The sequence below is a fragment of the Burkholderia anthina genome (genome assembly GCF_902498995.1).
In the GTDB taxonomy this organism is placed as follows: domain Bacteria; phylum Pseudomonadota; class Gammaproteobacteria; order Burkholderiales; family Burkholderiaceae; genus Burkholderia; species Burkholderia anthina.
Genome location: NZ_CABVLY010000004.1, coordinates 257,623 through 283,497, shown reverse-complemented (window position 1 = coordinate 283,497; position 25,875 = coordinate 257,623). Strand labels below are relative to the sequence as shown.

Here is a 25,875-nt window from a genome sequence, read left to right as displayed (position 1 = left end):
CGTGTTTCGGTCCGTTCACGGGCGGCATGCGGATTGTCGTGTTTGATTTCAGGAGAAAAGCACCATGAAGAAACGGATTCTCGCGTTGCTCGTTGCCGCCGGGATGTCTGGAACGTCGATCGGCGCGTCGGCGCAGCAGGGGCCCGGCGACGCGCCGGGCGGCCCCGGGGCGGACCGCGCCCGCGAGACGCGGCCGGATCGTGCGCCGGATCGCGACGGCGCGATGCGTGCGCGTCCCGACGCGCGGATGGACGCTGCGCGAGGCGACTGGCATCGCCGCGGCGGACGCGTGCCGCAGGACTATCGCGGTCCGAAGTATGTGGTCGACGACTGGCGCGGGCACGACCTTCAGCCGCCGCCGTCCGGCTATCAGTGGCTGCAGATCGACGGCGATTTCGTGCTGGCCGCGATGACGACCGGCGTGATCACGAGCATCCTCAGCGGCCCGCATCATTGAACGAACAAGGAGTGACATGAGAAACACGCTTGCACTGGCGGCATTGATTGCACTGGTTTCCGCGCTCAGCGGATGTTGCCTGTTGCCGTATTGCGGCGGCTGGGGCGGGCCGGGCGGCGGCCCCGGGGGCCCGGGCGGACAAGGCGGGCCGGGAGGCCCCGGCGGCGGCGGCGGTGGGCCGCAAGGCGCGATCGTCGTGCCGCATCCGTCCGCGTTGAGCTGATCGATGCGATCCCCGGCGGCCGGCCGTGCCGCCGCCGGGCATGCAGCTGCCGTGTGTCGTCGGCGAAATCCAGCCGGCCGCTCACGATTTCCTTCAATGCGTCGCGCCAAGGCACCGCCGGAATCAGCGTGCTCCCGTGCGTCAAACCGTGACTCGTCATGCTCTATCGTTCCAGTCTGTCCCGCCGCGCGTTTCTGTCGTCCGTGTTGACGACGGGCGCGGCGCTCGGCTTCGCCATGCATGCCCGCCCCGGGGGCGCGGCGAACACGGGGGTGTGCGTGGCGAGTGCGGAGCAAGTCCTCGGCCCGTACTATCTCGACAAGCGCCTGATGCGGCGCGACATTCGCGAGCACAAGCCGGGCGTGCCGCTCGATCTTCGCTTCACGGTGATCGACGTGCGCGGCTGCGTGCCGCTGGCCGATGCGCTCGTCGACGTCTGGCAATGCGACGCGCTCGGCGTCTATTCGGGCTTCGGTCAGCTCTCGCGTTCGGGGCCGCCCGCTGGACCGCCGCCCGGGCCGCCGCCGTCCGGCTTCGGTCCGGCCGGCGCGAATCATGGGCTACCGTCGGGCATGCCGCCGGCACCGCACCCGACCGACGCGTTGACGTTCTTGCGCGGGGTGCAGCCAACCGATCGGAACGGCATCGCACGTTTCGATTCGATCGTTCCCGGCGTATATCCGGGGCGAACGAATCACGTGCATTTCCGGGTCCGCTCGGCCGCGAACGCGTCGCATGGCGATCACGTCGCGCACATCGGGCAAGTGTTTCTTCCGGAAACGCTGATCGTGCCGTTGATGCGGGACGTCGCGCCATATCGCGACAACCGCGTTGCCCGTGTCGCGCTGACCGACGATCCGGTCTACGCGAGCCAGCATGGCGCTCAAGCCGTTGCGCGCACGACGTTGGTGGACTCGCGCGATCCGGCACGCGGGGTCGTGGCGAATGTGATCGTGGCGATCGATCCGGGGGCGATGTCGCGCGAGCTTGGGTGACGGTGGCCTCCTCGGGTGAAAAGAGGAAACAGGCGCGGGCCTGTGCTGCGATGACCGTCATCTTCCACCCGCCCATATCCGGATCGATAGTGCCGGGTTGAGCCTGCGTCATCGACCATTCTCGCCGTTTCGACGGAGAGCCTGTCGGGTTCAGATCTACCGCCGGGCACCGCGATCGAACGTCGCGAAGGCATTCACGAAACTCGCGTCGTCCGATACGGGGTGGCGGTCGTGTTTGTCACGAATCCAGTGATTCGCATTCCTTGTGAGCACATTGGACTTTGCCAAGGGCGATCATCACCTGGTCGACAGACGGCATCGCGCCCGGCTCGCCGATCGACAGCGCATTCGGCACGCCGCCGATGCCGCAGTGATGGCGCGACGTCGCGACGAAAATCATCACGGTCGGCCGCCGCAACGCATGCGCCATGTGCACGAATCCGGTATCGACTCCCGCCACGAGCGCGGCCCGGCCGATCGCCGCGCCCAGTTCGCGCACCGACATCGCGGGCAGCACGACCGCGCCCGGCGCGCGTGCCGCGATGTCCCGCGCGTCGTCATGTTCGGCGGCCGAGCCCCACGGCACCAGCACGCGCATGCCGCGCGCCATCATCTGCATGGCGAGCGCAGCCCAGTGATCGGCCGGCCATTTCTTGTCCGGATTGGAGGTGGCGTGAAACAGCAGCATGAACGGCGCGCCGTCGGTCACGGCGGCCGGCAGGCTCGTGTCCTGCGGCGCCACGATGCCGTATGCCGCGACCCCTTCGGGGACATAGCCCAGCGCCTCGCCGGCGCTCACGCGCATCCCGTGCCACGCGTCGCAGTCCGGGCGCGGACCGAAGCGATGCGAATACGCGAAACGCGCGCCCGTCTCGCCGAGATCCTGCGTCTGATAGCCGACGCGGCGCGCAGCACGCGCGAGCACCGAGATGATCGCGCTCTTGTAGACGCCGTGCAGGTCGATGACGGCGTCGTACCGGTGCGCGCGCAGCGCGCCGATCGACGCGGAAATCGCCTTCAGGTCGCCGCGGTTCCGGCGCTTCTTGAACCGCCGCAGCGGTGCGCAGAGCACGTTGCCGACGCCCGGGTGCCAGCGCACGACTTCGGCACACGACTCGTCGACGGCCCAATCGACCGTCACGCCGGGAAATGCACGATGGAGATCCGCGACGACCGGCAGCGTCTGGACGACGTCGCCGAGCGACGTCACCTTCACGATCAAAATGCGCTTCATTGCAATCATTGGTTTTACTTGCGGAATAACACGCCGAATACTTTGACCCGGATGTCCGCGAGGTCGGATGGCCTCGAGGGCTTGGGCGAGCGCGGGACGTTTCCGGCCTCGGCGGCGACTGTCGGAAGCCGGGGCAGGCTTCGCCGGGGGCCTACGCGAAACTGCGTTCTTCTGAAGCGAAGTTCAGCGTTTGCGGCGTCCATGCAGTCAGAATGGTCCCGAGCACACTGATTTCACCGTCCGCGAGGTGTCCATCCGCCGATGCGACGGCGAGACACATCGCGATGATCCTCACGCGCAAATCGGGGTCGTCGATTTCCGCGAGTAGCGTTTCGAGCGTGGCGTGATCGAGATGGCCGGAAATGGCGCCGGACGAAACGTGGCTGATTGCCTGATCCTCGCATACCGTCTGGACGATTTGCGCAAACTCGGTCGACGCGATCCCGAACCTGCGTTCGGTCTCGAGTTTCTCGAGGAACCGTTCCTCGCTGGGATCGACGTGGCCGTCCGCGATCAGCACCAGCGCAACGATGCGTGCGGCTGCCTGGGCGCTGTTGCGGGGATAGGTTCTCATGCTGTTGCTCCTTTGCGGGATCGTTCCGCGTTGTTGAAGAGTCAACAGTTTCGACGGTTTGGGTAATCGGAAAAATCAGTTAATCCAATACTGAAGCTTCGGAAAAACCGAAGTGAGGAGGGCGGTTCCGAATCCCGGCCGACCCTCAAGCGATCCCGCGGAACACGCGAATCCGGATCGCCGCCGGTGCCCGGCTCGATGACGCGGCGGGCGGTACTTCGGCAAACCGGCAGATCGCTCGAAACCGGAGCGGATTGGCATGATTCGTGCGTGACATGGTTGCTGGGTCGTCGGAACATTTCCGCGGCAGTCAACCGGTCGGGAAGGGGACACCTATGTACCAGACGGAGGAAATCACGATCGATATCGTCATTTTCGACGGATGCAAGGCACTGGAGGCAATCGGTGCATTGAGCGTTTTTCATTATGCGAACCTGCATCTGCAGCGCCGGCGTATCGATGGCCGCTACGATGTCCAGTTGGTATCGACCAAGCGCGGCCCCTGCGTGACCGATACGGGTGTTCCGCTGTACGCGACAAAGATGCTGAGTCGCCTCTCGCTTCCCCACACGGCCATGATCGTCGGCGCGTGGTCGATCGAACAGGCGCTCGACCGTGCACATGAGATTGTCGAGTGGGTCGAGGCTGCGTTCGACCGTCTGGAACGGCTGGCGGCGTTGTGCTCCGGCGCGTTCTTTCTCGCCGCCGCGGGCCTTCTCGATGGTGTCCGGGCGACGACGCACTGGGCAGTCGCGGATGCGTTGCGCGCCCGGTATCCTGCCGTGCGCGTCGATACGGACTGCATTTTCATTCACGCGGGCAAACTCTGGACGTCGGCAGGCGTCACGGCCGGAATCGATCTGGCCTTGGCGCTCGTCGAAGCGGATTTCGGCCGCGACGTGGCGCTCGATGTGGCGCGCGACCTTGTCGTATTTCTGAAGCGGCCGGGTGGGCAATCGCAGTTCAGTTCGCACCTGATGAGCCAGACGACGCACCACCCCAGTATCAGGGACATTCAGGACTGGATGCTGGAGAACTGCCAGAAGGAGCTGAGCGCGTCTCAAATGGCGGATCGACTTTCGATGAGCGTGCGGAGCTTCAACCGTTGCTTCAAGAAGGAAACGGGCATGACGCCATCCGGATTCCTGACGCGTATCCGTATCGAAGCCGCCCGCCGGATGCTTGAAGAAGGGCGTCTGCCGGCCAAGACCGTCGCGGCAAACGCCGGCTTCAAAACCTACGAGACGATGAGGAAAGCATTCCAGAGCGCGCTCAACGTGACGCCGCTCGAATACCGCGAGCGTTTCGGCGCAGTACAGCGTCATGGTGACGGCAACGTGCGCCGAAGCCCGTGATACGTCGTCGAGCCGGGACGGGAACCCGCTCGACGCCGTATTTCCGGCGCGGATATAAACGTCGAATACTGGCCGATGTCACATCGAGCGTGTCACGCGGGTTTGAAACAGTAAACCGCGAGCTTGTTGCCGTCCAGGTCGCGGACATAGGCCGCATAGGCGTTGGGTGCCCAGTCGCGAGGGCCGGCCGCGCCTTCGTCCTTGGCGCCGGCAGCCAGCGCGGCATCATGGAAGGTGTGAATCGAATCGCGATCCGGTGCTTCGAATGCCACGGTGACACCGTTGCCGATGGTCGCCTGCTGACCGTTCACGGGTTTCAAGACGAAAAAGGACGGTGCGTCTTTCCCCCAGATCGAACCATTTTCGCCGAGGTCGGTGATGCGTTTCAGTCCGATCTCGCCGAGAACGGTATCGTAAAAGCCGCGAGCGGCATCGAGATTGTTGGTGCCGACAGTGACATGCGTGAAGATGGCCATGATGTTCCTTTTGCGTCGTTGGGAGTGGAAAGGCGATTCATGGAGCGCGGGGAAGGGCGAGTACGATTCCCCTGGCCACATGCGGTGATCGACGAAGTTTTTCAGCCGGGGCGGAGCGTCTCCGAGTGGTGGCGGATATGGTCGCCGATGAAGCTCTGTATGAAGTAGTACCCATGGTCATAACCCGGGTGACGACGCAAGGTCAGCGGCTGGCCGGCCTTCGCGCAGGCGGCTTCGAACACGTCCGGGTTCAGCTGGTTGGGGAGGAACTGGTCGGCGAGACCCTGATCGACGAGGATGCCGTCCGCGAACTTCGGCGCATCCGCGCGCGCGACGAGTTCGCTCGCATCATGCTGCTTCCACGCTTCGCGATCGGCGCCGAGATACCCGGAGAACGCCTTTTCACCCCACGGGCAGCGCGTCGGCGCGGCGATCGGCGCGAACGCCGACACCGACCGGTACAGGCCCGGGTGACGCAGCGCGAGCGTCAGCGCGCCGTGCCCGCCCATCGAGTGACCGAAGATTCCGAGCCGCGCGCCGTCGATCGGCAGCTCGGCCGCGACGAGCTCGCGCAACTCGTCCGTCACGTACGACTCCATCCGGTAATGCGTCGACCACGGCGCTTGCGTCGCGTCGACGTAGAACCCCGCGCCGACGCCGAAATCCCACGCATCGGTCTCGCCCGCCACACCCGCGTCGCGCGGGCTCGTATCGGGCATCACGAGCGCGATGCCGTGCTGCGCCGCGTATTGCTGCGCGCCGCCCTTGATCGCGAACGTCTCTTCGGTGCACGTGAGCCCCGCGAGATAGAACAGCGCCGGCACGCGGCCGTGCGCGGCCTGCGGCGGCAGGTACACCGAGAACTTCATCGGCAGGCCGATCGCCTTCGAGTCGTGGCGATAGAAGCGTTGCTCGCCGCCGTGGCAAGCATGCGATGAAACGAGTTCGAGCATCGTCGTGTGCCTCCAGTCAGTACAACACGACCGAGCGGATCGATTCGCCCCGCTTCATCAGGTCGAAGCCGTCGTTGATCTTCTCGAGCGGCAGCGTGTGCGTGATCAGGTCGTCGATGTTGATCTTGCCTTCCATGTACCAGTCGACGATCTTCGGCACGTCGGTGCGGCCGCGTGCGCCGCCGAACGCCGAACCTTTCCACTCGCGGCCCGTCACCAGCTGGAACGGACGCGTGCCGATTTCCTCGCCCGCCGCCGCCACGCCGATGATGAACGACTGGCCCCAGCCCTTGTGCGTGCACTCGAGCGCCTGGCGCATCAGCTTCACGTTGCCGACGCACTCGAACGAGTAGTCCGCGCCGCCGTCGGTCAACTGCGCGATGTGGTCGACGACGTTCCCGACCTCGTTCGGGTTGATGAAGTGCGTCATCCCGAACTTCTTCGCGAGTTCGACGCGCTTCGGGTTGATGTCGACGCCGATGATCTTGTCCGCGCCGACCATCTTCGCGCCCTGGATCACGTTCAGCCCGATTCCGCCGAGACCGAACACGACCACGTTCGCGCCCGCCTCGACCTTCGCCGAGTACACCACCGCGCCGACGCCGGTCGTCACGCCGCAGCCGATGTAGCAGATCTTGTCGAACGGCGCGTCCTCGCGCACCTTCGCGACCGCGATCTCCGGCACCACGATGTAGTTCGAGAACGTCGACGTGCCCATGTAGTGGAACAGCGGCTTGCCGTCGAGCGAGAAGCGCGACGTCGCGTCGGGCATCAGGCCCTTGCCCTGCGTCGCGCGGATCTTCTGGCACAGGTTGGTCTTGCGCGACAGGCAGAACTTGCACTCGCGGCATTCCGGCGTGTACAGCGGAATCACGTGGTCGCCCTTGCGCACGGTGCCGACGCCGGGGCCGACGTCGACTACGACACCCGCGCCTTCGTGGCCGAGGATCGCCGGGAAGATCCCTTCCGGATCCGCGCCCGACAGCGTGTAGTAGTCGGTGTGGCAGATGCCCGTGGCTTTCACCTCGATCAGCACCTCGCCCGCGCGCGGGCCTTCCAGATCGACTTCCTCGATCGTCAGCGGCGCGCCCGCCTTCCATGCAATCGCTGCTTTCGTCTTCATGTTCTCTCGTCGCCCAAGTCAATGATTGAGACGACGCCATGATTGTCGATTGCCGCGAGGATGGTGCGCTTGAGACGGGTTTTGGCGCAAATGCGGTGCAAGTTGTCCAAACCGAAGTGGGTTCCGGGTTGTCCGTCGACCGAAGGGCGATTCGTCTGGGTTTCCCGAATCCGCGGTTGACGCCGGAGTCGATCCCGTTGTCGCAATTCGGGAAAAATTCCCGTCCGACGTCGTTGTCAACCGATTCTTCGAGCGTTACCTTGCTCGAACGGCGCGAATTCTCGCGGCGCAGCGCTTTCAAAACAAGGAGTACATCGATGCGGGAGACACGATTTCAAATCAGGACGACGCGGCATTTCCGCGCTTTCTTCGCCGCGCCTTCGGTCATTGCCGCCGCAACGCTCTCGCTCGCAACGACCGCGGCTTATGCGGTCACGCCGACTGCCTATGTGACGAGCGAGAAGGCCGGTGTCGGCGTGATCGATCTGGGCAGCATGACATTGACGAAGACGCTACCGGTGGGCACCGACGGCCCGCGCGGCCTGAGCTTGAGCGCGGATGGCGCGCTGCTTCTGGTGGCCAACAAGAATACCGGCGATCTGGCCGTCATCGACACGGCATCGGGGCAGGTCGTGCGGCGCGTGAAGATCGGCAAGAATCCCGAATATGTGCGCGTGCACAACGGCTACGCGTACGTGACCTACGAGCCTGCGGGGTCGGGAGGGCCCGCTGCGGGAACCGGCCGAGCGGGCGCAGCCGGCGATGACGACGCCGACAGCCCCCCTGCGGAAATTGCGATCGTCGACATGAAGCGTTGGCAGGTGGTCCGTTCGGTGACGAGCGGCCACGAAACCGAGGGGATCGAGTTTTCGCGCGACGGCAACACGATGCTGGTGACCAACGAGGGGGACGATACCGTTTCGGTTTATCACGCCCGGACGGGCGCGCCGATTCGAACCGTAAAACTCGCGAAAGGCGGCCGTCCGCGCGGTATCCGGCTGTCGCCCGACGGCAAGCGCTACATCGTCACGCTGGAATCGTCGAACAAGTTCGTCGTGATCGACGCGCGCACGCTTCAGGTCACGAAGACGGTCGATACGAAGCTGGGGCCGTACGGCGTGGCGTTCGGCCCCGACGGCAAGCGGCTCTTCGTCGCTGCGGCGCGAGACAAGACGATCCAGGTCTTCGACGGCAACAGCTACGCGCATGTTGCCGACGTTCCGGTCGGCCAGCGGTGCTGGCATTTCAGTTTCACGCCGGACGGCGCGAAACTGCTGGCGGCATGCGGGCGATCCGACGCGGTCTACGTGCTCGATGCGCAAAACTACCAGCCGATCAAGCAGATCGACGAATTGCCGCTTGCGTGGGGCATCGTCACGTATCCGCATAGCGACGGCTCGATCGAATCGCATTGACCGTTTCCCCCGGGTGTCCCGTTCCGCCGATTCACGAACGAGGTCGAGCCGGCCTGCAGTCGATGCGATGCGGCTGCGGGCCGGCGGCTTGGCGTAGCGATCTACGCGCGTTGCACTATTTCCACGCGTAGCGCAAACCGACCCAGAAGCTGCGCGGCGCGCCCGGCCCGATGAATTGCTCGTTGGTCGGGTTCGCACCGTCGAACGCATGGCCGGGGCCGCTGAAGAAGTTCTGTCCGAGCGTGCCGAAGCTGGCATAGCGTTTGTCGAGCAGGTTCTCGACGTTCGCGAAAATCAGGATCTGCTTGGTCAACTGGTACGAGGTGTTCAGATCGACCAGCAGATAGCCGCTGATCTTGCCGTTGACGTCCTGATTGTTTTCGTCGCCCTGAGCATAGATGCTGCCGCGCCAGGTCAGGTTGGTGCCGATGTTCCAGCGCGGGGTGGCCGCGTAATCGAGTCGCAGCTTGACCGTGTTTGCCGGAATGCCGGGAATGTGGTTGCCCGGCTTGACGGCGATGTTTCCGTTCGCGTCCGCGCTGGAGTTGCTCGGGCTGCTTTCGGTCCAGCCCGACCGGTAGGTGGCGTCGACGTAGTTGTAACTGGCGGTGACGGCGAGCGGCCCGATCTGGCTGTGCCCCGACAGTTCGAAGCCCTGCCGGCGCGTGCGGCCGACGTTCTGGAAAAAGCCCTGGTTGCTGGCCGCGCCGTTGCTGCTGATGAACTGTATGTCGTTGTCGAGCGTCGTGCTGTATGCCGCGGCGCTCCAGGACGTGTTCTGGCCGATTCGACCGCGTGCGCCGATTTCGACGGTCTTCGAGATCACGGGCTGGAGCGGTGGGTCCGACACGAAATCGTTCGGCAGCGAGCAGGGGGCGGCCGGATCGGCGCAGGTCAGTTCGATGGCGGTCGGCGAGCGCATGCCTTCGTTATACGTCGCGTAGGCCGTAAAGGCCGCGGTCGGATTCCAGTTGATGCCGATCGCCGGATTGAAGCGGGAAAAAACATGGTGGCCGTCGAGTTGCGGCTGCATGCCGCTCGCGTCGCCTATCGTGGCTTCCGCCCAGTTGTAGCGTCCGGCGAATGTCAGCGACCATTGCGGGGTGAGCGACAGGGTGTCTTCCAGATAAATGCCGTAGCTGCCGTTGCGGGTCTTCGCCGCGGTCTGCTGCTCGAAATCACCGATACCGATCGTCGCGCGTGAGGCGGTGAAAACGGCATCCTGCGACGATTCGGTGTATCGGGAGTGTGCAAAGTCGGCGGATACGCCCGCGACGAGCTGATTTTCCATCCCGCCGAGTTTGCCCAACAGGGTGAGCTGCAGATTCGCGCCATAGCTGTCGGTCGAGATGACCGACTTCTCGTTCGTCGCCTGGGTCGTATCGACGTCGCCGTCGTCTTCGACGGTTCCGAAATCCGCATTGGTGTTGCTGCTGACATTGCTGTTGCGGAAGTGCCGGTAATACAGGTTGCCGCTCAATTCGACGTGATCGTTGAAGTAGTGGTCGCCCGACAGCGTCACGTAGCCGGCGCTGTTCAGATTCTGGTCGGGGTACGTATAGGGTTGCTTCGGATTACCCAGAAAGGACCGTGGAATCGTCTGCGTGCCGTGGAGATCGTTGTCCGCGCCGCCGGCCGACAGCGACAACGTCGTATCGGCGTCGGTATAGCGAATTTTTCCGAAGATCTGCCGCACGCGGCTGGCGTTCTGTTCCGCCCAGCCGTTGTCGTTGGTCACGTTGCCGGTCAGGTAGTAGTCGAGGTTCTGCCCGATGGTGCCGCCTTGCTCGATCTGCGCGGTCTTGCGGCCCCAGGAGCCCAGCGTGACCTCGGCCGCTCCGCCGGGGCTCGTTCTGCCGTTCTTCGTCGTGATCGACAGTGCGCCACCGAGCGTGTTGAGCCCGTAGGTCGGATTCGAACCGGGAATCAGCTGGATCGTGTCGATGGCCTGCTGCGGAAGCAGATCCCAGTTGACCACGTCGCCGAACGGCTCGTTGACGCGGACGCCGTCGACGAACACCGAAATGCCCTGCGGCGTGCCGAGCAACGGCGACGCGGTGAAGCCGCGATAATTGACATTGACCTGATACGGATTGCCTTGCGCATCGGCGACGTCGACGCTCGGCAGGTTCTTCGCCAGGTAATCGGTGAGCGTGTTGCGGTGCTGCCGGTCGAGATCGCGCGCGCGAACCGTTTGGACGTTGAGCGGCACTTGCGCCAGCGGGGTGCCGATACCGAGCAGCGGCGTCGTGCCGACCACGACGATCGGCGCGAGTTCGATCGAACCGGTGTCGGCGTTCGAACCCGACGGCGCGACGGACGACGTTGCCGACTGGGCCCATGCGCCGGTGGACAGACTCGCCAGCGCGCCTCCGAGGCACAGGGTGAATCCGGCACGTCGCCGGAAGCGATGGATCCGGACCAGGTCCGGCAACGGGGCGGTATTGCGCTGGCGGGATGGCGTGCTCATTGCTTCAACTCCTGTCGGCGTGATGCGATCTTCGCTGGCGAAGTCGTGTTTTGGTGTAGGTGGCGTGTTCTTTTCAAGTGTGCAAAGCTTCACACATACCGCGACGAAAAAGCCCGGGAGCTTTTCCCGATATCGTTGGGAAGCGTTCCCAATGCACGCCACGGGCGTTGTGCGCGGTCAGCCAAAATGGAAGGCCAACGTGATGCGACGCAATTCTTCCCGTTCATCTTCTGCGCGCCGCGCGTCGCCGAGTTCGTCGGCGCGGCGAGATCTCGTATGGGTCATCGCGCTGACGGTGCTTGCCGCGGCGCTCGGTTCGATATTCGATGTCAGCGAACTGGCCTATCGCTGGACGCGAGGCCTCGAACGCTTTCAGCTCGACGAATTGCCCGGCTCGTTGTGCGTGTTGTCGATCGGGCTCGCCTGGTTCGCGTGGCGACGCTATCGCGAGGTCGTGCACGAACTGGGCCGACGCCGCGAGCTGGAAGCACAGACCGAACGCCTGCTCTCGGACAATCGGCGGCTTGCCGGTCAGGCGCTGCAGGCGCGCGAACTCGAATGCCGCCATCTGGCGCGCGAGCTGCACGACGAACTGGGTCAATACCTGAATGCGATCTCGCTCGATGCCGCGCGCATTCGCGATTTGTCCGGCGAGCGGGAGCCGGAGATTCATCGCATCTCGCTCGGCCTGATTCGCAGCGCGAGCCTCGTTTATCGGCAGATCGGCGGAATGATCCGGCGTTTGCGTCCGATCGGCCTCGACGAGTTCGGTTTGCCGAGCGCGCTCGAACAGTGTGTCGACGACTGGCGCGAACGGCTGCCGGATGCGTCGTTCTCGCTGGCGATCGAAGGCGAATTCACCGGACTGAGCGACGCGCTGACGATCACGCTATACCGGCTCGTGCAGGAGGGGCTGACCAACGTTTCGAAGTTTGCCCGCGCGTCCCGCGTGGAAGTGTTTATGGTGCGCACGCCGAGCGAGGCCCTCGGCAGCGGGATGGCGGACGAAATCGTCGTGACGGTGAGCGACGACGGGCCCGGCGTCGATCTCGGGCAGCCGCGCGGCGGGCTCGGGCTGATCGGCATGCGTGAGCGCGTCGAGGCGCTCGGCGGCGAATTTCATGCGGCGAGCCAACCGGGGCAAGGCTTTTTGTTCTGCGCGCGCGTGCCGGCTCATGCCGGGGTGGCTCACGCGAAGGATGCCGCGCCCGCGAATTGAAGCCCGAGGCGGCTCGCCATCTGGGCGAGCTGGACGCTGTTGTCGGCGCCGAGTTTCTGCCGGATCATCGACTGATGATTGGCGACGGTCTTCTGGCTCAGCCCCAGTTTCTCGGCGATGCTCGGCAACGTAAAGCCTTGCACGAGCAGGCGCAGCACCTCGAACTCGCGCGCGGACAACTGCCGCCCGGGCGGCCCTTCGCTGAATGCATTGCGAAGGGCAAGCGCCTGCGTGATGTCCGGGCTCAGGTAGCCAACGCGCCGGGCGATCGTGCGAACGGCTTCCACGAGCACGTCCGGCGCGCTGGCCTTGGTCACGTAGCCGAGCGCGCCGGCGTCGAGCGCGCGGCGTACAAAAATCGCTTCCTCGTGCACGCTGAACATCAGCACGCGGGCACCCGGCTCGCGCGCGAGCATGCGCCGCATGGCTTCGATGCCGCTCGCGCCCGGCAACGACACGTCCATCACGACGACATCCGGGCGCAGCATGCAGAAGCGCTGATAGGCTTGCGCCGCGTCGGCCGCCTCGCCGCATACGGATACGTCGGAATTCAGTTCGAGCAGGCGCCGGTAGCCCTCGCGCACCACGGCGTGATCGTCCACGAGCAACACGGAGATATCGCACGCCGTCATCGTGAGTCCACCGCCTGGCGAGCGGCCCGCTTGCGCGAGCTGGCGTCGCTGCGAAACAGGATGGGCTGCACGGGCGGCGCGATCGCGTCGGCTGCCCGTCGCACGACGTCGACCGCCACGGCGTGCTTCGACGTGCCGAGTACCTTGATCTTCATGCGATGCAGCGCGCGACGCGCGCGTCGTGAACGGGTGAGAGGAACAGCGAGGCCGGCGTGAACGACACGCGGCGTCCGTCGCGAGTGCGCAGTGCATCAACCGTCGGCGGCATCGGCGGAGAAACGGGATCTGTCATGGCAACTTCCTCGCGAGACGAACGTCGCGCGCGGTCGGGATGAAAAAAGCCTGCATGATGCGCGCGGCGGCGCGCTGCCACGAACGTATCGGCGGCCACGGTAGCCGGTGGATGGCTACGCGTGCCCCGGTGCGCGGATGCATCAGCAGGAAAACCGTCGATCCGGGCAATGCGCGGCGCTGGCCTGGGCGCGCCGCGGCAGGAAGGCCGCGGGCCGAACAACGTATGGGCACGCGCGGCGTGTGGGCCGTCAATGGGTTCATGCGAAGCGGATCGATGAGCGAGAAATGCATGGTGCATTCGGAGCAAGCTTCGTGCCGGTTCGACGTCGTGACGGCCGGGCGCATGCGGAATGAACTGCATATTGCCGGCCCGACGTTCGCCGGATCGGGACAAACGATCGTGGTTCCGGCGGGAGCCTGCGCCGGACGCGCGGCGCAACAGGCCTTGTGCGTCGCACAGGTTGTGCGTGACGCCGGAGCAGAGTGTTGCACGCCGCCGCATGGATTTGACGCATCTCCGTACGCATCTGTCTTTCCGCGCTTGGCATGGATTTTGTATGAATTGCGCGAGGCAGGGAGACGGAAGAACGATGCCGAACGGCTTGCCATCGGCGAGCGGGGAACGGGCGGACAACGCGGTTAATCCGAAGCGAGGACAGCGCTCATGTGGGTCGTCAAGATCGGTGGGGGCTTGAGTCACGAGCCGGCGTTGCGCCGGTGGCTGACCGAGCTGTGCGAAATTGGCGGCGGGCGCGTCGTGATCGTGCCCGGCGAAGCGGATTTTGCGGACCAGGTACGGCAATATCAGAACGAGTGGCGCTTCGACGATCTGGCTGCCCACAACATGTGTCTTCTCGCGATGACGCAGTACGCGTTTCTGATGCGGGGCGTATCGCCCGAACTGGTGCTCGCCACGAGCGAAGCGAAGATCCGCCGCACGCTGCGCGACGGCCATGTTGCCGTATGGGTGCCGATCGCGCTGATACGCGAAACGCCGGACGCGATGAGTACCTGGGACACGACTTCCGACAGCCTCGCCGCGTGGCTCTCCACGATGCTCAATGCGGAACGCCTGTTCGTGGTGACGTCGCGGCTGATCGCCGACGGCGAGCCGCTGGAGACGCTGGCCGCGGCAGGCGTGATCGACCGGCGCTTCGTCGATTACGTGCGCGATGCCAATTACGTCGTCGAAGTGCTCGACAAGAACGATATCGAATTGATGCAGGATCGGCTGCTGAACACACCGATGCTGTAGCGCCCCGCAGGATGCGCGGCGCGTTGCCATTGCGCGTGGCGGCGGCAGTCGATCCGGTGGCGCCGCAAGCCGCCTCCCGGCCGCGACGGGCCGGGAGAAGTGCGTGACGCACGCGGGAAAGGCCGCGTTTCGCGGCCCCCTGCGGGTTCAGCGCGTGGCGATATACATCGTGACCTCGAACCCGAAGCGCAGATCGGTATAGCTCGGTGTCGTCCATTGCATAGCTGCTTCCTCCATGTGTCTATGTACCGCATCGTGCCGTCGGCTTGGCAGGTGCCGAACCTCATGGGCGGTTTGTCGGCACGCAAGCTTCATGCCCGACGCCGGGCGACGACAGGCGGTACGCGTATCGTCGCGTCGTCATGGGCCGCCTGCGGATTCGCGCGGAACACGGCACCGCGGCGCACTGTTTCGGGAACGTAGCAGAGTGTCCTCCACGCGGCCGGAGGATGGCTTGCGGATGACACATGCCGGGCGGTGACCGGCCGGCGAATTGCGGTGGAACCGGACGGCGAATGCCCCGGTGCCGCGCGACATCGGCGACGACGATCGTCGGCATGCGTCAAGACATCGCGCCGATCATTCAAAAACTTTTATTCGAACGCAAAGGAAAACTGAATTTTCAATTGTCGTCGCGCCCAATAACCTTGGTATCCACGAGGTCAGCCAACAGGAGCGAGACGATGACCAAGCCCGTCGAAGGCAGCACGAATTCCGATACACGGCAGCGCTACGCGGCCGGGGTGCTCAAGTACAAGCAAATGGGGTACTGGCAGCCGGACTATGAACCGAAGGACACCGACGTCATTGCGTTGTTCCGCATCACGCCGCAAGCCGGCGTGGAGCCGGAGGAGGCCGCGGCCGCGGTGGCGGGCGAGTCGTCGACGGCGACCTGGACCGTCGTCTGGACCGATCGCCTGACCGCCTGCGACAAGTACCGGGCGAAGGCATACCGCGTCGACCAGGTGCCGAATACCGGCCCGGGCACGTCGACCGAGCAGCAGTATTTCGCCTATATCGCCTACGAACTCGAACTGTTCGAGGAAGGATCGATCGCGAACCTGACGGCGTCGATCATCGGCAACGTATTCGGCTTCAAGCCGCTGAAAACGCTGCGTCTCGAGGACATGCGCATTCCGGTCGCTTACGTGAAGACGTTCAAGGGGCCGCCGACCGGCATCGTCGTCGAGCGCGAGCGGCTCGACAAGTTCGGCCGGGCGCTGCTCGGCGCAACGATGAAGCCGAAGCTCGGCCTGTCCGGGAAAAACTACGGGCGTGTCGTCTACGAAGGGCTCACGGGCGGCCTCGATTTCACGAAGGACGACGAGAACATCAACTCTCAGCCGTTCATGCACTGGCGCGACCGCTTCCTGTTCTGCATGGAAGCGGTCAAGCGGGCGGAAGCCGCGAGCGGCGAAGTCAAGGGCCATTACATGAACATCACCGCGGCGACGATGGAGGACATGTACGAGCGGGCCGAATTCGCGAAGGAGCTCGGCTCCTGCGTCGTGATGATCGATCTCGTCATCGGCTGGACCGCGATCCAGTCGATCTCGAACTGGGCGCGCAGGAACGACATGATCCTGCACATGCATCGTGCCGGCCACAGTACCTACACGCGGCAGAAATCGCACGGCGTGTCGTTTCGCGTGATCGCGAAGTGGCTGCGTCTGGCCGGTGTCGACCACCTGCATACCGGCACGGCGGTCGGCAAGCTCGAAGGCGATCCGTACACGGTGCAGGGTTTCTACAACGTGTGCCGCGAAACGCTCAACGAGGTCGATCTGCAACGCGGGCTGTTCTTCGAACAGGACTGGGCCGCGACGAAGAAGGTGATGCCGGTGGCATCGGGCGGCATTCACGCGGGCCAGATGCATCAGCTTCTCACGTTGTTCGGCGATGACGTCGTCCTGCAGTTCGGCGGCGGCACGATCGGCCACCCGATGGGCATCCAGGCCGGTGCGATCGCCAACCGCGTCGCGCTCGAGACGATGACGAAGGCGCGCAACGAAGGCCGCGACATCGCGGCCGAGGGACCGCAGATCCTCGAAACCGCGGCGCGCGGGTGCACGCCGCTGAAGCAGGCGCTCGACACCTGGCGCGACGTGACCTTCAACTATGCGTCGACCGACACGCCGGACTTTGTGCCGACGGCAACGGCGTCGTAACGAACGGAGAACGACATGCGATTGACTCAAGGCGCTTTTTCCTTCCTGCCGGATCTGACCGACGACGAGATTCGCGCGCAGATCGAGTATGCGTTGCGCCAGGGCTGGGCCTGTTCCGTCGAATTCACCGACGATCCGCATCCGCGCAATGCGTATTGGGACATGTGGGGGTTACCGATGTTCGATCTGAAGGACGCGGCGGGCGTGATGCTCGAAGTCGATGCGTGCCGCAAGGTGAAGACGCGACATTACGTGAAAGTCAACGCCTTCGATTCGACCTTCGGTTTCGAGACGACGCGGCTGTCGTTCATCGTCGGGCGCCCGGCGTCCGAGCCTGGATTCGCGCTCGTGCGCGACGAGGGCGCGGCGCGCACGGTCCACTACCGCTTGCGGCCCTATGTGGAGGACCAGCCCGCGGGCGAGCGTTACGAGTGATGAGTGATGTCCGGTGCCGCGACGCACCCCTGCAACCCGCTGACGGGATTCGACGCCATGAGCAACGAAAGCGCCATCGATCTGCACGCCATCGTGCGTGACGCGAAAATCAACGACGTGCTGGAACGGCTCGATCACGACCTGGTCGGCCTCGCGCCGGTGAAGGCGCGCGTACGCGAAATCGCCGCGTTTCTCGTCGTCGAGCGTGCGCGCAAGGCGCTCGACCTGGCGACCGTGGCGCCGTCCCTGCACATGTGCTTCACGGGCAATCCCGGCACGGGAAAGACCACCGTTGCGCTGCGCATGGCCGAGATCCTCCATCTGCTCGGCTACGTGCGCAAAGGGCATGTCGTCGCGGTGACACGCGACGATCTCGTCGGCCAGTACATCGGTCACACCGCGCCCAAGACGAAGGAGGTGCTCAAGCGGGCGATGGGCGGCGTGCTCTTCATCGATGAAGCGTATTACCTGTATCGCCCCGAGAACGAGCGCGACTACGGCCAGGAGTCGATCGAGATCCTGCTGCAAATCATGGAAAGCCAGCGCGACGATCTCGTCGTGATTCTCGCGGGCTACAAGGATCGCATGGACACGTTCTTCAAGAGCAACCCGGGGATGGCGTCGCGCATTGCGCATCACATCGACTTTCCGGACTACACCGACCGGGAATTGTTCGAGATCGCGGAAGTGATGCTGCGCGACATGCATTACCGGCTCGATGCGGGCGCGGAGGACGCGCTGCACGCCTACATCGCGCGACGCAAGGCCCGGCCTCATTTCGCGAATGCGCGTTCGATCCGCAACGCGCTCGACCGGGCGCGGCTGCGGCAGGCAAACCGGGTGTTCTCGGCCGGCGGCAGCGTGACGCGCGACGTGCTCGAGACGATCGTCGCCGCGGATATTCGGGCGAGCCGCGTGTTTGGCGACACGCAATAACAGGAGAGCAATATGCAGCACGGCCGTACGACCCTCTCGAAATTCATCATCGAAGAGCACCGGCGCCACGCGGCGCAGGACGAGCAGCTCGCCGCGCTCGTCAACGACATCCAGACCGCGTGCAAGTACATCGGTACGCGCGTTGCCCGCGGCGCGCTCGACGGCGCGATCGGCGCCGCCGGCGCGAAGAACGTGCAGGGCGAGATCCAGCAGAAGCTCGACGTGATTTCGAACGAAATCATGCTGTCGTGCTGCGAGTGGGGCGGGCAGCTTGCCGGCATGGTCTCGGAGGAGCTCGAGCATGCGTACGAGATTCCGCGCGCCTACCCGCGCGGGCGCTATCTCCTGCTGTTCGACCCGCTCGACGGTTCGTCGAACATCGACGTCAACCTCACGGTCGGCACGATCTTCTCGGTGCTCGAGGTGCCGCCCGGCGTGACCGAGCCGCGCGTCGAGGACTTCCTGCAACCGGGCAGCGCGCAGGTGTGTGCCGGTTATGCGTTGTTCGGGCCGGCCGACATGATCGTTCTGACGCTCGGTCGCGGCGTGCACGGGTTCACGCTCGACCCGGAGATCGGCGCGTACATCCTCACTCACCCCGATCTGAGGATCGGCGAGGACACGTCGGAGTTCGCGATCAACGCGTCGAACATGCGCTTCTGGGAGCCGCCCGTGCGGCGCTACATCGAAGAGTGCCTGAAAGGCCGGGCCGGCCCGCGAGAGAAGGATTTCAACATGCGCTGGATCGCATCGCTCGTTGCGGAAGTCCATCGCATCCTGATGCGCGGCGGCGTCTTCATGTACCCGAAGGACAGCAAGGACCCGATGAAGCCGGGGCGCCTGCGGCTGCTCTATGAAGCCAATCCGATGGCGATGATCGTCGAGCAGGCGGGCGGGCGCGCGTCGACCGGGCGCGGACGGATTCTCGACGAGCCGCCCGAGGCGCTGCATCAGCGCGTGCCGGTGATCCTCGGTTCGCCGCGCGAGGTCGAACTGATCGAGCACTATCACCGCGAATACGACAGCGGCGCCGATGCCGAGTTCGACTCGCCGCTGTTCAACACGCGTTCGCTGTTCCGGGCGACGACATGAGACGCGCAGGAGATTTGCATTCCGAACCGAAGGAGGAGACATGTCGACCAAACATCCGATCGTCGTGATTACGGGTTCGTCGGGGGCCGGAACGACCACGATCACGAAGGCGTTTCGGCACATATTCCGGCGCGAGTCGGTCAATGCGGCGCTTGTGGAAGGCGATTCGTTCCATGCGTACGACCGCTTGCAGATGCGGCAGAAACTCAAGGAAGCCGAAGAAAGGGGCGACGGGCACTTCAGCCATTTCGGCCCGAAAGGCAATTTGCTCGACAAGCTCGAGGAATTGTTCGCGGCCTACGGCGAGACGGGTACCGGGCTTTGCCGAAAATATCTGCATGACGAGGCGGAGGCCGCCGAATATGACCAGGCGCCCGGCACCTTCACGCCCTGGACCGAGCTGCCCGGCGGCACGGATCTGCTGTTCTACGAGGGGCTGCACGGCGCGGTGGTGACGGACGAGGTCGATCTCGCGCGACACGCGGACCTGCTGGTCGGTGTCGTGCCGATCATCAACCTCGAATGGATTCAGAAGCTGCATCGCGACCAGAACATGCGCGGCTACTCGCAGGACGCGGTGATCGACACGATCCTGCGCCGCATGCCCGACTACGTGGGCTACATCTGCCCGCAGTTCTCGCGAACGCACGTGAATGTCCAGCGAGTGCCGGTCGTCGATACGTCGAATCCGTTTATCGCGCGCGATATTCCGTCGCTCGACGAAAGCATGCTCGTGATCCGCTTCGCGAATCCGCGCGGCATAGATTTCCCCTATCTGTTGTCGATGCTGAACGGTTCGTACATGTCGCGACCGAATACGATCGTCTGCCCGGGCGGAAAGATGGGGCTCGCGATCCAGTTGATTTTCACGCCGATGATTCTGCGTCTGATGAGCAATCGCCGGCAGGCGGTGCTGTAAACGCGTCCGTTCCGTCAAAGAGGATTAACCATGAGCTTTCCGGATCGTGCCGGCCGCGCTGCGAGCGCGGCCGAGGCGCCGCGTCGCCGACTCGCGAACGCGCTTCGCTTTCTGGCGATCGACGCGGTCGAGGCCGCGAAATCAGGACATCCCGGCATGCCGATGGGCATGGCCGACATCGCCGAGGTGCTTTGGCGCAATCATCTCCGGCACAGCCCCGGCGATCCGGCGTGGCCGGACCGCGACCGCTTCATTCTGTCGAACGGTCATGGCTCGATGCTGCTTTACGCGGCGTTGCATCTGTCGGGCTACGATCTGCCGCTCGACGAGCTGAAGCGTTTTCGGCAACTGCATTCGAAAACGCCGGGTCATCCGGAAGCCGGCGTGACGCCCGGCGTCGAAACGACCACGGGCCCGCTCGGTCAAGGGCTCGCGAACGGTGTCGGCATGGCGCTCGCGGAAAAGCTGCTGGCCGCGCATTTCAACCGCCCGGGCTTTCCGATCGTCGATCACCGTACTTACGTGTTCCTCGGTGACGGTTGCCTGATGGAGGGCGTCAGCCACGAGGCATGCTCGCTCGCCGGCACGCTCGGGCTCGGCAAGCTGGTCTGCCTTTACGACGACAACGGAATCTCGATCGACGGGCGCGTCGGCGGCTGGTTTTCGGACGACACGGCCGGGCGTTTTCGCGCCTATGGCTGGAACGTGATCGGTCCGATCGACGGACACGATGCGCAGGCCGTCGATGATGCATTACGTGCCGCGGGCACGAGCACCGGACGGCCGAACCTGATCGTCTGTCGAACCACGATCGGATGGGGTTCGCCGAATCGCGCCGATACGCACGAGGTGCATGGCGCGCCGCTCGGCGCCGACGAGATCGAGGCGACCCGCAAGGCGCTGGACTGGGATCATCCGCCTTTCGAGATTCCGGACGACATCCGCAAGCGCTGGTGCCAACGCGAGCGCGGTGCGGCGGAGGTCCGCCAATGGCAAGCGCGGTTCGATGCGTATCGTGACAACCATCCGGCCGAGGCCGCGGAGTTCGAGCGGCGGATGCGGCCCGACCTGCCTTCGAACTGGCCGGACATCGTGCGCGCGCTGACCGACGTTGCCGGTGCGGCTACGGCGCCGGTCGCGACGCGCAAGGCATCGCAGGCCGCGCTCGACGTGCTGGTGCCCGCGCTGCCGGAGCTGTTCGGCGGGTCGGCCGACCTGACCGGCTCGAACCTCACCGCGGTCGACGCGTCGCGGCCGGTCGACGGGCAGCGGCCGGTCGGACCGGGCGTGAACTACCTGTCCTACGGCGTGCGCGAGTTCGGCATGGCGGCGATGATGAACGGCATGGCGCTGCATGGCGGTTTCATCCCGTATGGCGGCACGTTCCTCGTTTTCTCGGACTACGCGCGCAATGCCATCCGCATGAGCGCGCTGATGAATTTGCGCGTCGTGTACGTGCTCACGCACGATTCGATCGGCCTGGGCGAAGACGGTCCCACGCATCAGCCGATCGAACACGTGGCGAGCTTGCGACTGATCCCGAATCTCGACGTCTGGCGCCCGGGCGACACGGTCGAGACGGCGGTCGCATGGCAGATGGCGATCGAGCGCAAGCACGGGCCGAGCGCACTCGTGCTGTCTCGGCAGAATCTTCCGCAGGCGGCTTGCGACGACGCGCGGATCGAAGGCATCCGCCGCGGCGGCTATGTGTTGAGCGAGGCGGCGGGCGGACCGCCGGACCGGTTGCTGATCGCGACCGGGTCCGAAGTCGGGCTTGCGCTCGACGCGCAGCGCAGGCTCGCGGACGAGGGCGTGCGCGTGCGCGTGGTGTCGATGCCGTCGACGTCGGTGTTCGATCGCCAGGATGCCGCCTACCGCGAGAGCGTGCTGCCCGCGGGCGTGCGCCGTGTCGCCGTCGAGGCCGGGATCGGTGACGCGTGGCACAAGTATGTCGGACTCGATGGCGGCGTGGTCGGTCTCGTCTCGTTCGGCGAGTCGGCGCCGGCCAGCGCGCTGTTTCCGCTTTTCGGCCTGACGGTCGAACGGATCGTGGACGTCTGCCGCCGATGAAGACACGCCTCGTTACCTTCGATCTCGACGGCACGCTGTTCGACACCGCGCCGGAAATCGCGCTCGCGGTGAATCGTACGCTCGACCTGTACGGCTACGCGCCGCTCGAGCTCGATACCGTCATCGGCTATATCGGGCAGGGCACGCGGGAACTGATGCGCCAGGTGCTGATCCATCACGGCGTCGTGCCGGACGCGGTGCTGGATTCGATCATGCCGGCATTCTACGTCCGCTACGACGAAACGGCCGGCACGCTGGCGCGACCGTATCCGGGCGTGCCCGGCGCGCTCGAACGGCTGGGATCGGCCGGCATTCAGATGGCCGTCGTGACCAACAAGGATCACCGGTTCGCGCAGCGGCTGCTCGAAAATGCCGGACTCGGGGCGCATTTCGACATCGTCGTCGGCGGCGACAGCCTGGCTTGCCGAAAGCCCCATCCGCTGCCGATTCTCCATTGCATCGAGCGCCTGGAGGCGCCGGTGGCGGCGACCGCGCACATAGGCGATTCCCGCACCGACGTGGAGACCGCCCGACGCGCCGGGGTGCAGGCCTGGGCCGTGCCTTACGGATACAACTACGGCGCCCCGATCGCGGACGCAGCCCCGGACCGCATCTTCCCGTCGATCGCGGCGATGGCCGAACACGTTTTTGCCGCGTGCTGAGCACGCGCGCCGCATTCATCGTCAAGGAGACGACATGCCTGTCAACGTAGCGATCAACGGCTATGGCCGCATCGGGCGCAACATCCTGCGCGCGCTCCACGAAGCGGGGCGGACCGACGAAATCCGCATCGTCGCCATCAACGATCTCGGCGATGCGGAGATCCATGCCCATCTGACCCGCCACGACACGGTGCACGGCCCGTTTGCGGGCACCGTCGAAGTGGTGGGCGACACGCTCGTCGTCAATGGCGAGCGCATCAAGGTGCTGTCCGTGCGGAATCCGGTGGAACTGCCGTGGCGCGAACTCGGCGTGGACGTCGTGTTCGAGTGCACGGGCTTGTTCACGAGCAAGGAAAAAGCGTCCGCGCATCTCGAGGCCGGCGCGCGCAAGGTGATGATTTCGGCACCGGGCGGCAAGGACGTCGACGCGACGATCGTGTACGGCGTCAACGACGCGATACTGAAGCGCGCGTTTTCCGTGATCTCGAACGCGTCCTGTACGACCAATTGCCTGGCGCCGCTGGTCAAGCCGCTGCATGCGGCGATCGGGATCGAGCACGGCCTGATGACGACGATCCATTCCTACACGAACGATCAGGTCCTGACCGACGTGTATCACGAGGATCTGCGCCGGGCGCGCTCGGCCACGCATTCGATGATCCCGACCAAAACAGGCGCGGCGGCGGCCGTCGGGCTCGTGATTCCGGAACTGAACGGGCGGCTCGACGGGTTTGCGATTCGCGTGCCGACGATCAACGTATCGGTGGTCGACCTGACCTTCAGGGCCGCGCGGCCGACGACGGTCGACGAGGTCAACGCGATCGTCGCCGCCGCCGCGCAGGGCGAACTGAACGGCATTCTCGGCTACAACGACGCGCCGCTCGTGTCCGTCGACTTCAACCACGACCCGCGCTCGTCGATCTTCGATGCGACCCAGACGCGCGTGTCCGGCGGCACGCTCGTCAAGGTGCTGAGCTGGTACGACAACGAGTGGGGCTTCAGCAATCGCATGCTCGACACCGCGATCGCCTGGATGAGGGCCGCCCGGTAAGCCCGCCGCGCTCCGCGGGCCGGAGCGCCTGCAGGCCGGTCGCGCCGGAACGATCGGCAGCACGTATTCGCCATTCATCAGGAGACCTTCATGGCACTTATCGCCTTGCGTCAATTGCTCGATCATGCCGCCGCGCACGACTACGGCGTACCCGCGTTCAACGTCAATAACCTCGAACAGATCCAGGCGATCATGGAGGCGGCCGACGCCACGCAAAGCCCGGTGATCCTGCAGGCGTCCGCCGGGGCGCGGAAATACGCGGGCGAACCCTATTTGCGGCACATGGTGCTTGCCGCGATCGAATCGCACCCGGATATCCCGGTCGTGCTGCATCAGGATCACGGCGGGAGTCCGGCCGTGTGCCAGATGTCGATCCGTTCGGGGTTTTCGAGCGTGATGATGGACGGTTCGCTTGAAGAGGACATGAAGACGCCGTCGAGCTACGCATACAACGTGCGCGTGACGCGCGCCGTGTGCGAGACGGCGCACGCGGTCGGTGTGTCGGTCGAAGGCGAGCTCGGCTGCCTCGGCTCGCTCGAGACGGGCGAGGCCGGCGACGAGGACGGCGTGGGCGCCGCCGGCAAGCTGTCGCACGACATGCTGCTGACCGATCCCGATCAGGCGCGCGACTTCGTCGAGCAAACCGGCGTCGATGCACTGGCGATTGCGATCGGCACGTCGCACGGCGCGTACAAGTTCACCCGCAAGCCGAGCGGCGACATTCTCGCGATCGAACGCATCGCGCAGATCCACGCGCGGATTCCCGACACGCACCTGGTCATGCACGGCTCGTCGTCCGTGCCGCAGGAGTGGCTGCAGATCATCCGCCGGTTCGGCGGCGACATCAAGGAAACCTACGGGGTGCCGGTCGAGGAAATCCAGCGCGGCATCCGCAGCGGCGTGCGCAAGGTCAACATCGATACCGACATTCGTCTCGCGATGACGGGCGCGATGCGCGCGCTGTTTGCCGAACAGCCGTCGGAATTCGATCCGCGCAAGGCGTTCGCGGCTGCCAGGCAGGCCGCGGGCGAGATTTGCATCGCCCGCTTCGACGCATTCGGCTGTGCGGGGCAGGCCGCCCGGATCAAGCCGATTCCACTCGAGAAGATGGCAACGCGCTATGGCGCAAGAGGGTGAAGGCATGGATGCGCTCAATTCCGTTGTCATCGCGCCCAGCCTGTTGTCGGCCGATTTCGCGCGGCTCGGCGAGGAGGTTCGCGCGGTCGAGGCGGCCGGTGCGGACTGGCTGCATTTCGACGTGATGGACAACCACTATGTGCCGAATCTGACGTTCGGGCCGATGGTGTGTGCCGCGCTGCGTCCGCACACGTCGCTGCCGATCGACGTTCACCTGATGGTGCGTCCGGTCGACGCGCTGGTCGATGCGTTCGCGCAGGCCGGCGCGAATTCGATCAGCTTTCATCCCGAGGCGAGCGATCACGTGCATCGGACACTGCACCAGATCAAGGCGCACGGCTGTCGGGCCGGTCTCGCGCTCAATCCCGGCACGCCGCTGACGTGGCTCAGCGAGTTGCTGGACGATCTGGATTTCGTGCTGCTGATGACGGTGAATCCCGGTTTCGGCGGCCAGCAGTTCATCGAGTCGATGCTGCAGAAAATTCGCGTCGCCGCGCTGCACATCGATCAGCTGGCAGCCCGCACGGGCTGCCGGCCGAGGCTGGAAGTCGACGGCGGCATCAAGCTCGACAACGTGGCGCGGGTGGCGGAGGTCGGCGCCGACACGTTCGTGGCGGGCTCCGCCGTATTCGGCGCGCCCGACTATCGCGACGTGATCGACGGGTTGCGCGACCGCGCCGACATCGCACGCGTCGGCGCGCGCGAAAGCGGCATGACGAGACTGTGAGGC

General features: G+C 65.1%; 27 protein-coding genes. 18 read left to right on the top strand and 9 right to left on the bottom strand.

Annotation, left to right across the window (positions count from 1 at the left end; genetic code table 11):
• Nucleotides 1-64 precede the first annotated feature (64 nt).
• The 3 genes from BME24068_RS08360 to BME24068_RS08350 all read left to right on the top strand — a co-directional run bounded on the left by BME24068_RS08360 (nt 65) and on the right by BME24068_RS08350 (nt 1,675).
• Nucleotides 65-457 carry an RcnB family protein gene (locus tag BME24068_RS08360; RefSeq protein WP_096506966.1) on the top strand — a complete coding sequence of 131 codons (393 nt, stop codon included), beginning with the start codon at nt 65-67 and terminating at the stop codon, nt 455-457.
• Nucleotides 458-473: 16 nt separating this feature from the next.
• Complete coding sequence (locus BME24068_RS08355; protein WP_174925744.1) at nt 474-680, top strand: hypothetical protein; 207 nt, start codon at nt 474-476, stop codon at nt 678-680.
• A gap of 158 nt (nt 681-838) precedes the next feature.
• A complete protein-coding gene (locus BME24068_RS08350; protein WP_174925743.1) occupies nt 839-1,675 on the top strand; it encodes an intradiol ring-cleavage dioxygenase in 837 nt (278 codons plus the stop codon).
• 238 nt (nt 1,676-1,913) lie between these two features.
• Here BME24068_RS08350 and waaC read toward each other — a convergent pair whose 3' ends face one another.
• A complete protein-coding gene (gene waaC, locus BME24068_RS08345; RefSeq protein ID WP_174925742.1) occupies nt 1,914-2,909 on the bottom strand; it encodes a lipopolysaccharide heptosyltransferase I in 996 nt (331 codons plus the stop codon).
• 151 nt (nt 2,910-3,060) lie between these two features.
• A complete protein-coding gene (locus BME24068_RS08340) occupies nt 3,061-3,483 on the bottom strand; it encodes a TerB family tellurite resistance protein (RefSeq protein ID WP_174925741.1) in 423 nt (140 codons plus the stop codon).
• A gap of 335 nt (nt 3,484-3,818) precedes the next feature.
• On the opposite strand from BME24068_RS08340, the gene BME24068_RS08335 reads away from it, so the two are divergent.
• Complete coding sequence (locus tag BME24068_RS08335) at nt 3,819-4,838, top strand: GlxA family transcriptional regulator (protein WP_096506961.1); 1,020 nt, start codon at nt 3,819-3,821, stop codon at nt 4,836-4,838.
• Nucleotides 4,839-4,930: 92 nt separating this feature from the next.
• On the opposite strand, the gene BME24068_RS08330 is transcribed toward BME24068_RS08335, so the two are convergent.
• The 3 genes from BME24068_RS08330 to BME24068_RS08320 all read right to left on the bottom strand — a co-directional run bounded on the left by BME24068_RS08330 (nt 4,931) and on the right by BME24068_RS08320 (nt 7,390).
• The gene (locus BME24068_RS08330; RefSeq protein ID WP_096506960.1) at nt 4,931-5,314 is read right to left on the bottom strand and encodes a VOC family protein; all 384 of its coding nucleotides are present in this window, start codon (nt 5,312-5,314) and stop codon (nt 4,931-4,933) included.
• A gap of 101 nt (nt 5,315-5,415) precedes the next feature.
• Nucleotides 5,416-6,267 (bottom strand): S-formylglutathione hydrolase, encoded by an 852-nt coding sequence (gene fghA / locus BME24068_RS08325; RefSeq protein ID WP_174925740.1) that lies wholly within the window; start codon nt 6,265-6,267, stop codon nt 5,416-5,418.
• A gap of 16 nt (nt 6,268-6,283) precedes the next feature.
• Nucleotides 6,284-7,390 carry an S-(hydroxymethyl)glutathione dehydrogenase/class III alcohol dehydrogenase gene (locus BME24068_RS08320; RefSeq protein ID WP_174925739.1) on the bottom strand — a complete coding sequence of 369 codons (1,107 nt, stop codon included), beginning with the start codon at nt 7,388-7,390 and terminating at the stop codon, nt 6,284-6,286.
• Between the two features lie 317 nt (nt 7,391-7,707).
• On the opposite strand from BME24068_RS08320, the gene BME24068_RS08315 reads away from it, so the two are divergent.
• On the top strand, nt 7,708-8,805 hold the full coding sequence (locus BME24068_RS08315) for a YVTN family beta-propeller repeat protein (protein ID WP_096506957.1): 1,098 nt from the start codon (nt 7,708-7,710) through the stop codon (nt 8,803-8,805).
• A gap of 115 nt (nt 8,806-8,920) precedes the next feature.
• On the opposite strand, the gene BME24068_RS08310 is transcribed toward BME24068_RS08315, so the two are convergent.
• A complete protein-coding gene (locus tag BME24068_RS08310) occupies nt 8,921-11,275 on the bottom strand; it encodes a TonB-dependent receptor (RefSeq protein WP_096506956.1) in 2,355 nt (784 codons plus the stop codon).
• 202 nt (nt 11,276-11,477) lie between these two features.
• Here BME24068_RS08310 and BME24068_RS08305 point away from each other — a divergent pair, with 202 nt between their 5' ends.
• On the top strand, nt 11,478-12,494 hold the full coding sequence (locus tag BME24068_RS08305) for an ATP-binding protein (protein WP_096506955.1): 1,017 nt from the start codon (nt 11,478-11,480) through the stop codon (nt 12,492-12,494).
• Here the strand turns inward: BME24068_RS08305 and BME24068_RS08300 are convergent.
• Both BME24068_RS08300 and BME24068_RS08295 read right to left on the bottom strand, forming a co-directional pair.
• Nucleotides 12,464-13,126, bottom strand: a complete 663-nt coding sequence (locus BME24068_RS08300) for a response regulator (protein WP_096506954.1) — start codon at nt 13,124-13,126, stop codon at nt 12,464-12,466. The two genes, BME24068_RS08305 and BME24068_RS08300, sit on opposite strands and share 31 nt — an antisense overlap.
• On the bottom strand, nt 13,123-13,281 hold the full coding sequence (locus BME24068_RS08295; RefSeq protein ID WP_162826279.1) for a hypothetical protein: 159 nt from the start codon (nt 13,279-13,281) through the stop codon (nt 13,123-13,125). The genes BME24068_RS08300 and BME24068_RS08295 overlap by 4 nt, the downstream gene beginning before the upstream one ends.
• A gap of 176 nt (nt 13,282-13,457) precedes the next feature.
• On the opposite strand from BME24068_RS08295, the gene BME24068_RS35275 reads away from it, so the two are divergent.
• Both BME24068_RS35275 and BME24068_RS08285 read left to right on the top strand, forming a co-directional pair.
• Entirely contained in the window at nt 13,458-14,063 is a 606-nt protein-coding gene (locus BME24068_RS35275; protein ID WP_174925738.1) for a hypothetical protein, read from the top strand.
• 21 nt (nt 14,064-14,084) lie between these two features.
• Nucleotides 14,085-14,675: an amino acid kinase family protein gene (locus BME24068_RS08285; protein ID WP_096506953.1), complete on the top strand. Its 591-nt coding sequence runs from the start codon at nt 14,085-14,087 to the stop codon at nt 14,673-14,675.
• A gap of 147 nt (nt 14,676-14,822) precedes the next feature.
• On the opposite strand, the gene pqqA is transcribed toward BME24068_RS08285, so the two are convergent.
• Nucleotides 14,823-14,897: a pyrroloquinoline quinone precursor peptide PqqA gene (gene pqqA, locus BME24068_RS08280; RefSeq protein WP_096507079.1), complete on the bottom strand. Its 75-nt coding sequence runs from the start codon at nt 14,895-14,897 to the stop codon at nt 14,823-14,825.
• A gap of 461 nt (nt 14,898-15,358) precedes the next feature.
• Between pqqA and BME24068_RS08275 the strand changes: the two genes are divergently transcribed.
• From BME24068_RS08275 to rpe, 10 genes are all read left to right on the top strand, one after another.
• Entirely contained in the window at nt 15,359-16,843 is a 1,485-nt protein-coding gene (locus tag BME24068_RS08275; protein WP_174925737.1) for a form I ribulose bisphosphate carboxylase large subunit, read from the top strand.
• A gap of 15 nt (nt 16,844-16,858) precedes the next feature.
• Nucleotides 16,859-17,278, top strand: a complete 420-nt coding sequence (locus BME24068_RS08270; protein WP_096506951.1) for a ribulose bisphosphate carboxylase small subunit — start codon at nt 16,859-16,861, stop codon at nt 17,276-17,278.
• 57 nt (nt 17,279-17,335) lie between these two features.
• Nucleotides 17,336-18,214, top strand: coding sequence for a CbbX protein (cbbX, locus tag BME24068_RS08265; protein WP_096507078.1), 879 nt, complete (start codon nt 17,336-17,338; stop codon nt 18,212-18,214).
• A 12-nt stretch (nt 18,215-18,226) separates the two neighbouring features.
• Nucleotides 18,227-19,306 (top strand): class 1 fructose-bisphosphatase, encoded by a 1,080-nt coding sequence (locus BME24068_RS08260; protein WP_096506950.1) that lies wholly within the window; start codon nt 18,227-18,229, stop codon nt 19,304-19,306.
• A 40-nt stretch (nt 19,307-19,346) separates the two neighbouring features.
• Nucleotides 19,347-20,225 carry a phosphoribulokinase gene (locus BME24068_RS08255; protein ID WP_096506949.1) on the top strand — a complete coding sequence of 293 codons (879 nt, stop codon included), beginning with the start codon at nt 19,347-19,349 and terminating at the stop codon, nt 20,223-20,225.
• A 30-nt stretch (nt 20,226-20,255) separates the two neighbouring features.
• Nucleotides 20,256-22,295, top strand: a complete 2,040-nt coding sequence (tkt, locus tag BME24068_RS08250) for a transketolase (RefSeq protein WP_174925736.1) — start codon at nt 20,256-20,258, stop codon at nt 22,293-22,295.
• On the top strand, nt 22,292-22,957 hold the full coding sequence (gene gph / locus BME24068_RS08245) for a phosphoglycolate phosphatase (RefSeq protein WP_174925735.1): 666 nt from the start codon (nt 22,292-22,294) through the stop codon (nt 22,955-22,957). Before tkt ends, gph begins: the two co-directional genes overlap by 4 nt.
• Before the next feature lie 34 nt (nt 22,958-22,991).
• The gene (gene gap / locus BME24068_RS08240) at nt 22,992-24,008 is read left to right on the top strand and encodes a type I glyceraldehyde-3-phosphate dehydrogenase (protein ID WP_174925734.1); all 1,017 of its coding nucleotides are present in this window, start codon (nt 22,992-22,994) and stop codon (nt 24,006-24,008) included.
• A 90-nt stretch (nt 24,009-24,098) separates the two neighbouring features.
• Nucleotides 24,099-25,145, top strand: a complete 1,047-nt coding sequence (gene fba / locus BME24068_RS08235; protein ID WP_096506945.1) for a class II fructose-bisphosphate aldolase — start codon at nt 24,099-24,101, stop codon at nt 25,143-25,145.
• 4 nt (nt 25,146-25,149) lie between these two features.
• Nucleotides 25,150-25,872 carry a ribulose-phosphate 3-epimerase gene (gene rpe, locus BME24068_RS08230; RefSeq protein ID WP_096506944.1) on the top strand — a complete coding sequence of 241 codons (723 nt, stop codon included), beginning with the start codon at nt 25,150-25,152 and terminating at the stop codon, nt 25,870-25,872.
• The last annotated feature ends 3 nt before the right edge of the window (nt 25,873-25,875 follow it).

Coding starts and splice junctions, on each gene's coding strand:
- BME24068_RS08360 (WP_096506966.1), top strand. CDS start 65: ATGAAGAAACGGATTCTCGCGTTGCTCGTTGCCGCCGGGATGTCTGGA.
- BME24068_RS08355 (WP_174925744.1), top strand. CDS start 474: ATGAGAAACACGCTTGCACTGGCGGCATTGATTGCACTGGTTTCCGCG.
- BME24068_RS08350 (WP_174925743.1), top strand. CDS start 839: ATGCTCTATCGTTCCAGTCTGTCCCGCCGCGCGTTTCTGTCGTCCGTG.
- waaC (WP_174925742.1), bottom strand. CDS start 2,909: ATGAAGCGCATTTTGATCGTGAAGGTGACGTCGCTCGGCGACGTCGTC.
- BME24068_RS08340 (WP_174925741.1), bottom strand. CDS start 3,483: ATGAGAACCTATCCCCGCAACAGCGCCCAGGCAGCCGCACGCATCGTT.
- BME24068_RS08335 (WP_096506961.1), top strand. CDS start 3,819: ATGTACCAGACGGAGGAAATCACGATCGATATCGTCATTTTCGACGGA.
- BME24068_RS08330 (WP_096506960.1), bottom strand. CDS start 5,314: ATGGCCATCTTCACGCATGTCACTGTCGGCACCAACAATCTCGATGCC.
- fghA (WP_174925740.1), bottom strand. CDS start 6,267: ATGCTCGAACTCGTTTCATCGCATGCTTGCCACGGCGGCGAGCAACGC.
- BME24068_RS08320 (WP_174925739.1), bottom strand. CDS start 7,390: ATGAAGACGAAAGCAGCGATTGCATGGAAGGCGGGCGCGCCGCTGACG.
- BME24068_RS08315 (WP_096506957.1), top strand. CDS start 7,708: ATGCGGGAGACACGATTTCAAATCAGGACGACGCGGCATTTCCGCGCT.
- BME24068_RS08310 (WP_096506956.1), bottom strand. CDS start 11,275: ATGAGCACGCCATCCCGCCAGCGCAATACCGCCCCGTTGCCGGACCTG.
- BME24068_RS08305 (WP_096506955.1), top strand. CDS start 11,478: ATGCGACGCAATTCTTCCCGTTCATCTTCTGCGCGCCGCGCGTCGCCG.
- BME24068_RS08300 (WP_096506954.1), bottom strand. CDS start 13,126: ATGACGGCGTGCGATATCTCCGTGTTGCTCGTGGACGATCACGCCGTG.
- BME24068_RS08295 (WP_162826279.1), bottom strand. CDS start 13,281: ATGAAGATCAAGGTACTCGGCACGTCGAAGCACGCCGTGGCGGTCGAC.
- BME24068_RS35275 (WP_174925738.1), top strand. CDS start 13,458: ATGAAAAAAGCCTGCATGATGCGCGCGGCGGCGCGCTGCCACGAACGT.
- BME24068_RS08285 (WP_096506953.1), top strand. CDS start 14,085: ATGTGGGTCGTCAAGATCGGTGGGGGCTTGAGTCACGAGCCGGCGTTG.
- BME24068_RS08275 (WP_174925737.1), top strand. CDS start 15,359: ATGACCAAGCCCGTCGAAGGCAGCACGAATTCCGATACACGGCAGCGC.
- BME24068_RS08270 (WP_096506951.1), top strand. CDS start 16,859: ATGCGATTGACTCAAGGCGCTTTTTCCTTCCTGCCGGATCTGACCGAC.
- cbbX (WP_096507078.1), top strand. CDS start 17,336: ATGAGCAACGAAAGCGCCATCGATCTGCACGCCATCGTGCGTGACGCG.
- BME24068_RS08260 (WP_096506950.1), top strand. CDS start 18,227: ATGCAGCACGGCCGTACGACCCTCTCGAAATTCATCATCGAAGAGCAC.
- BME24068_RS08255 (WP_096506949.1), top strand. CDS start 19,347: ATGTCGACCAAACATCCGATCGTCGTGATTACGGGTTCGTCGGGGGCC.
- tkt (WP_174925736.1), top strand. CDS start 20,256: ATGAGCTTTCCGGATCGTGCCGGCCGCGCTGCGAGCGCGGCCGAGGCG.
- gph (WP_174925735.1), top strand. CDS start 22,292: ATGAAGACACGCCTCGTTACCTTCGATCTCGACGGCACGCTGTTCGAC.
- gap (WP_174925734.1), top strand. CDS start 22,992: ATGCCTGTCAACGTAGCGATCAACGGCTATGGCCGCATCGGGCGCAAC.
- fba (WP_096506945.1), top strand. CDS start 24,099: ATGGCACTTATCGCCTTGCGTCAATTGCTCGATCATGCCGCCGCGCAC.
- rpe (WP_096506944.1), top strand. CDS start 25,150: ATGGATGCGCTCAATTCCGTTGTCATCGCGCCCAGCCTGTTGTCGGCC.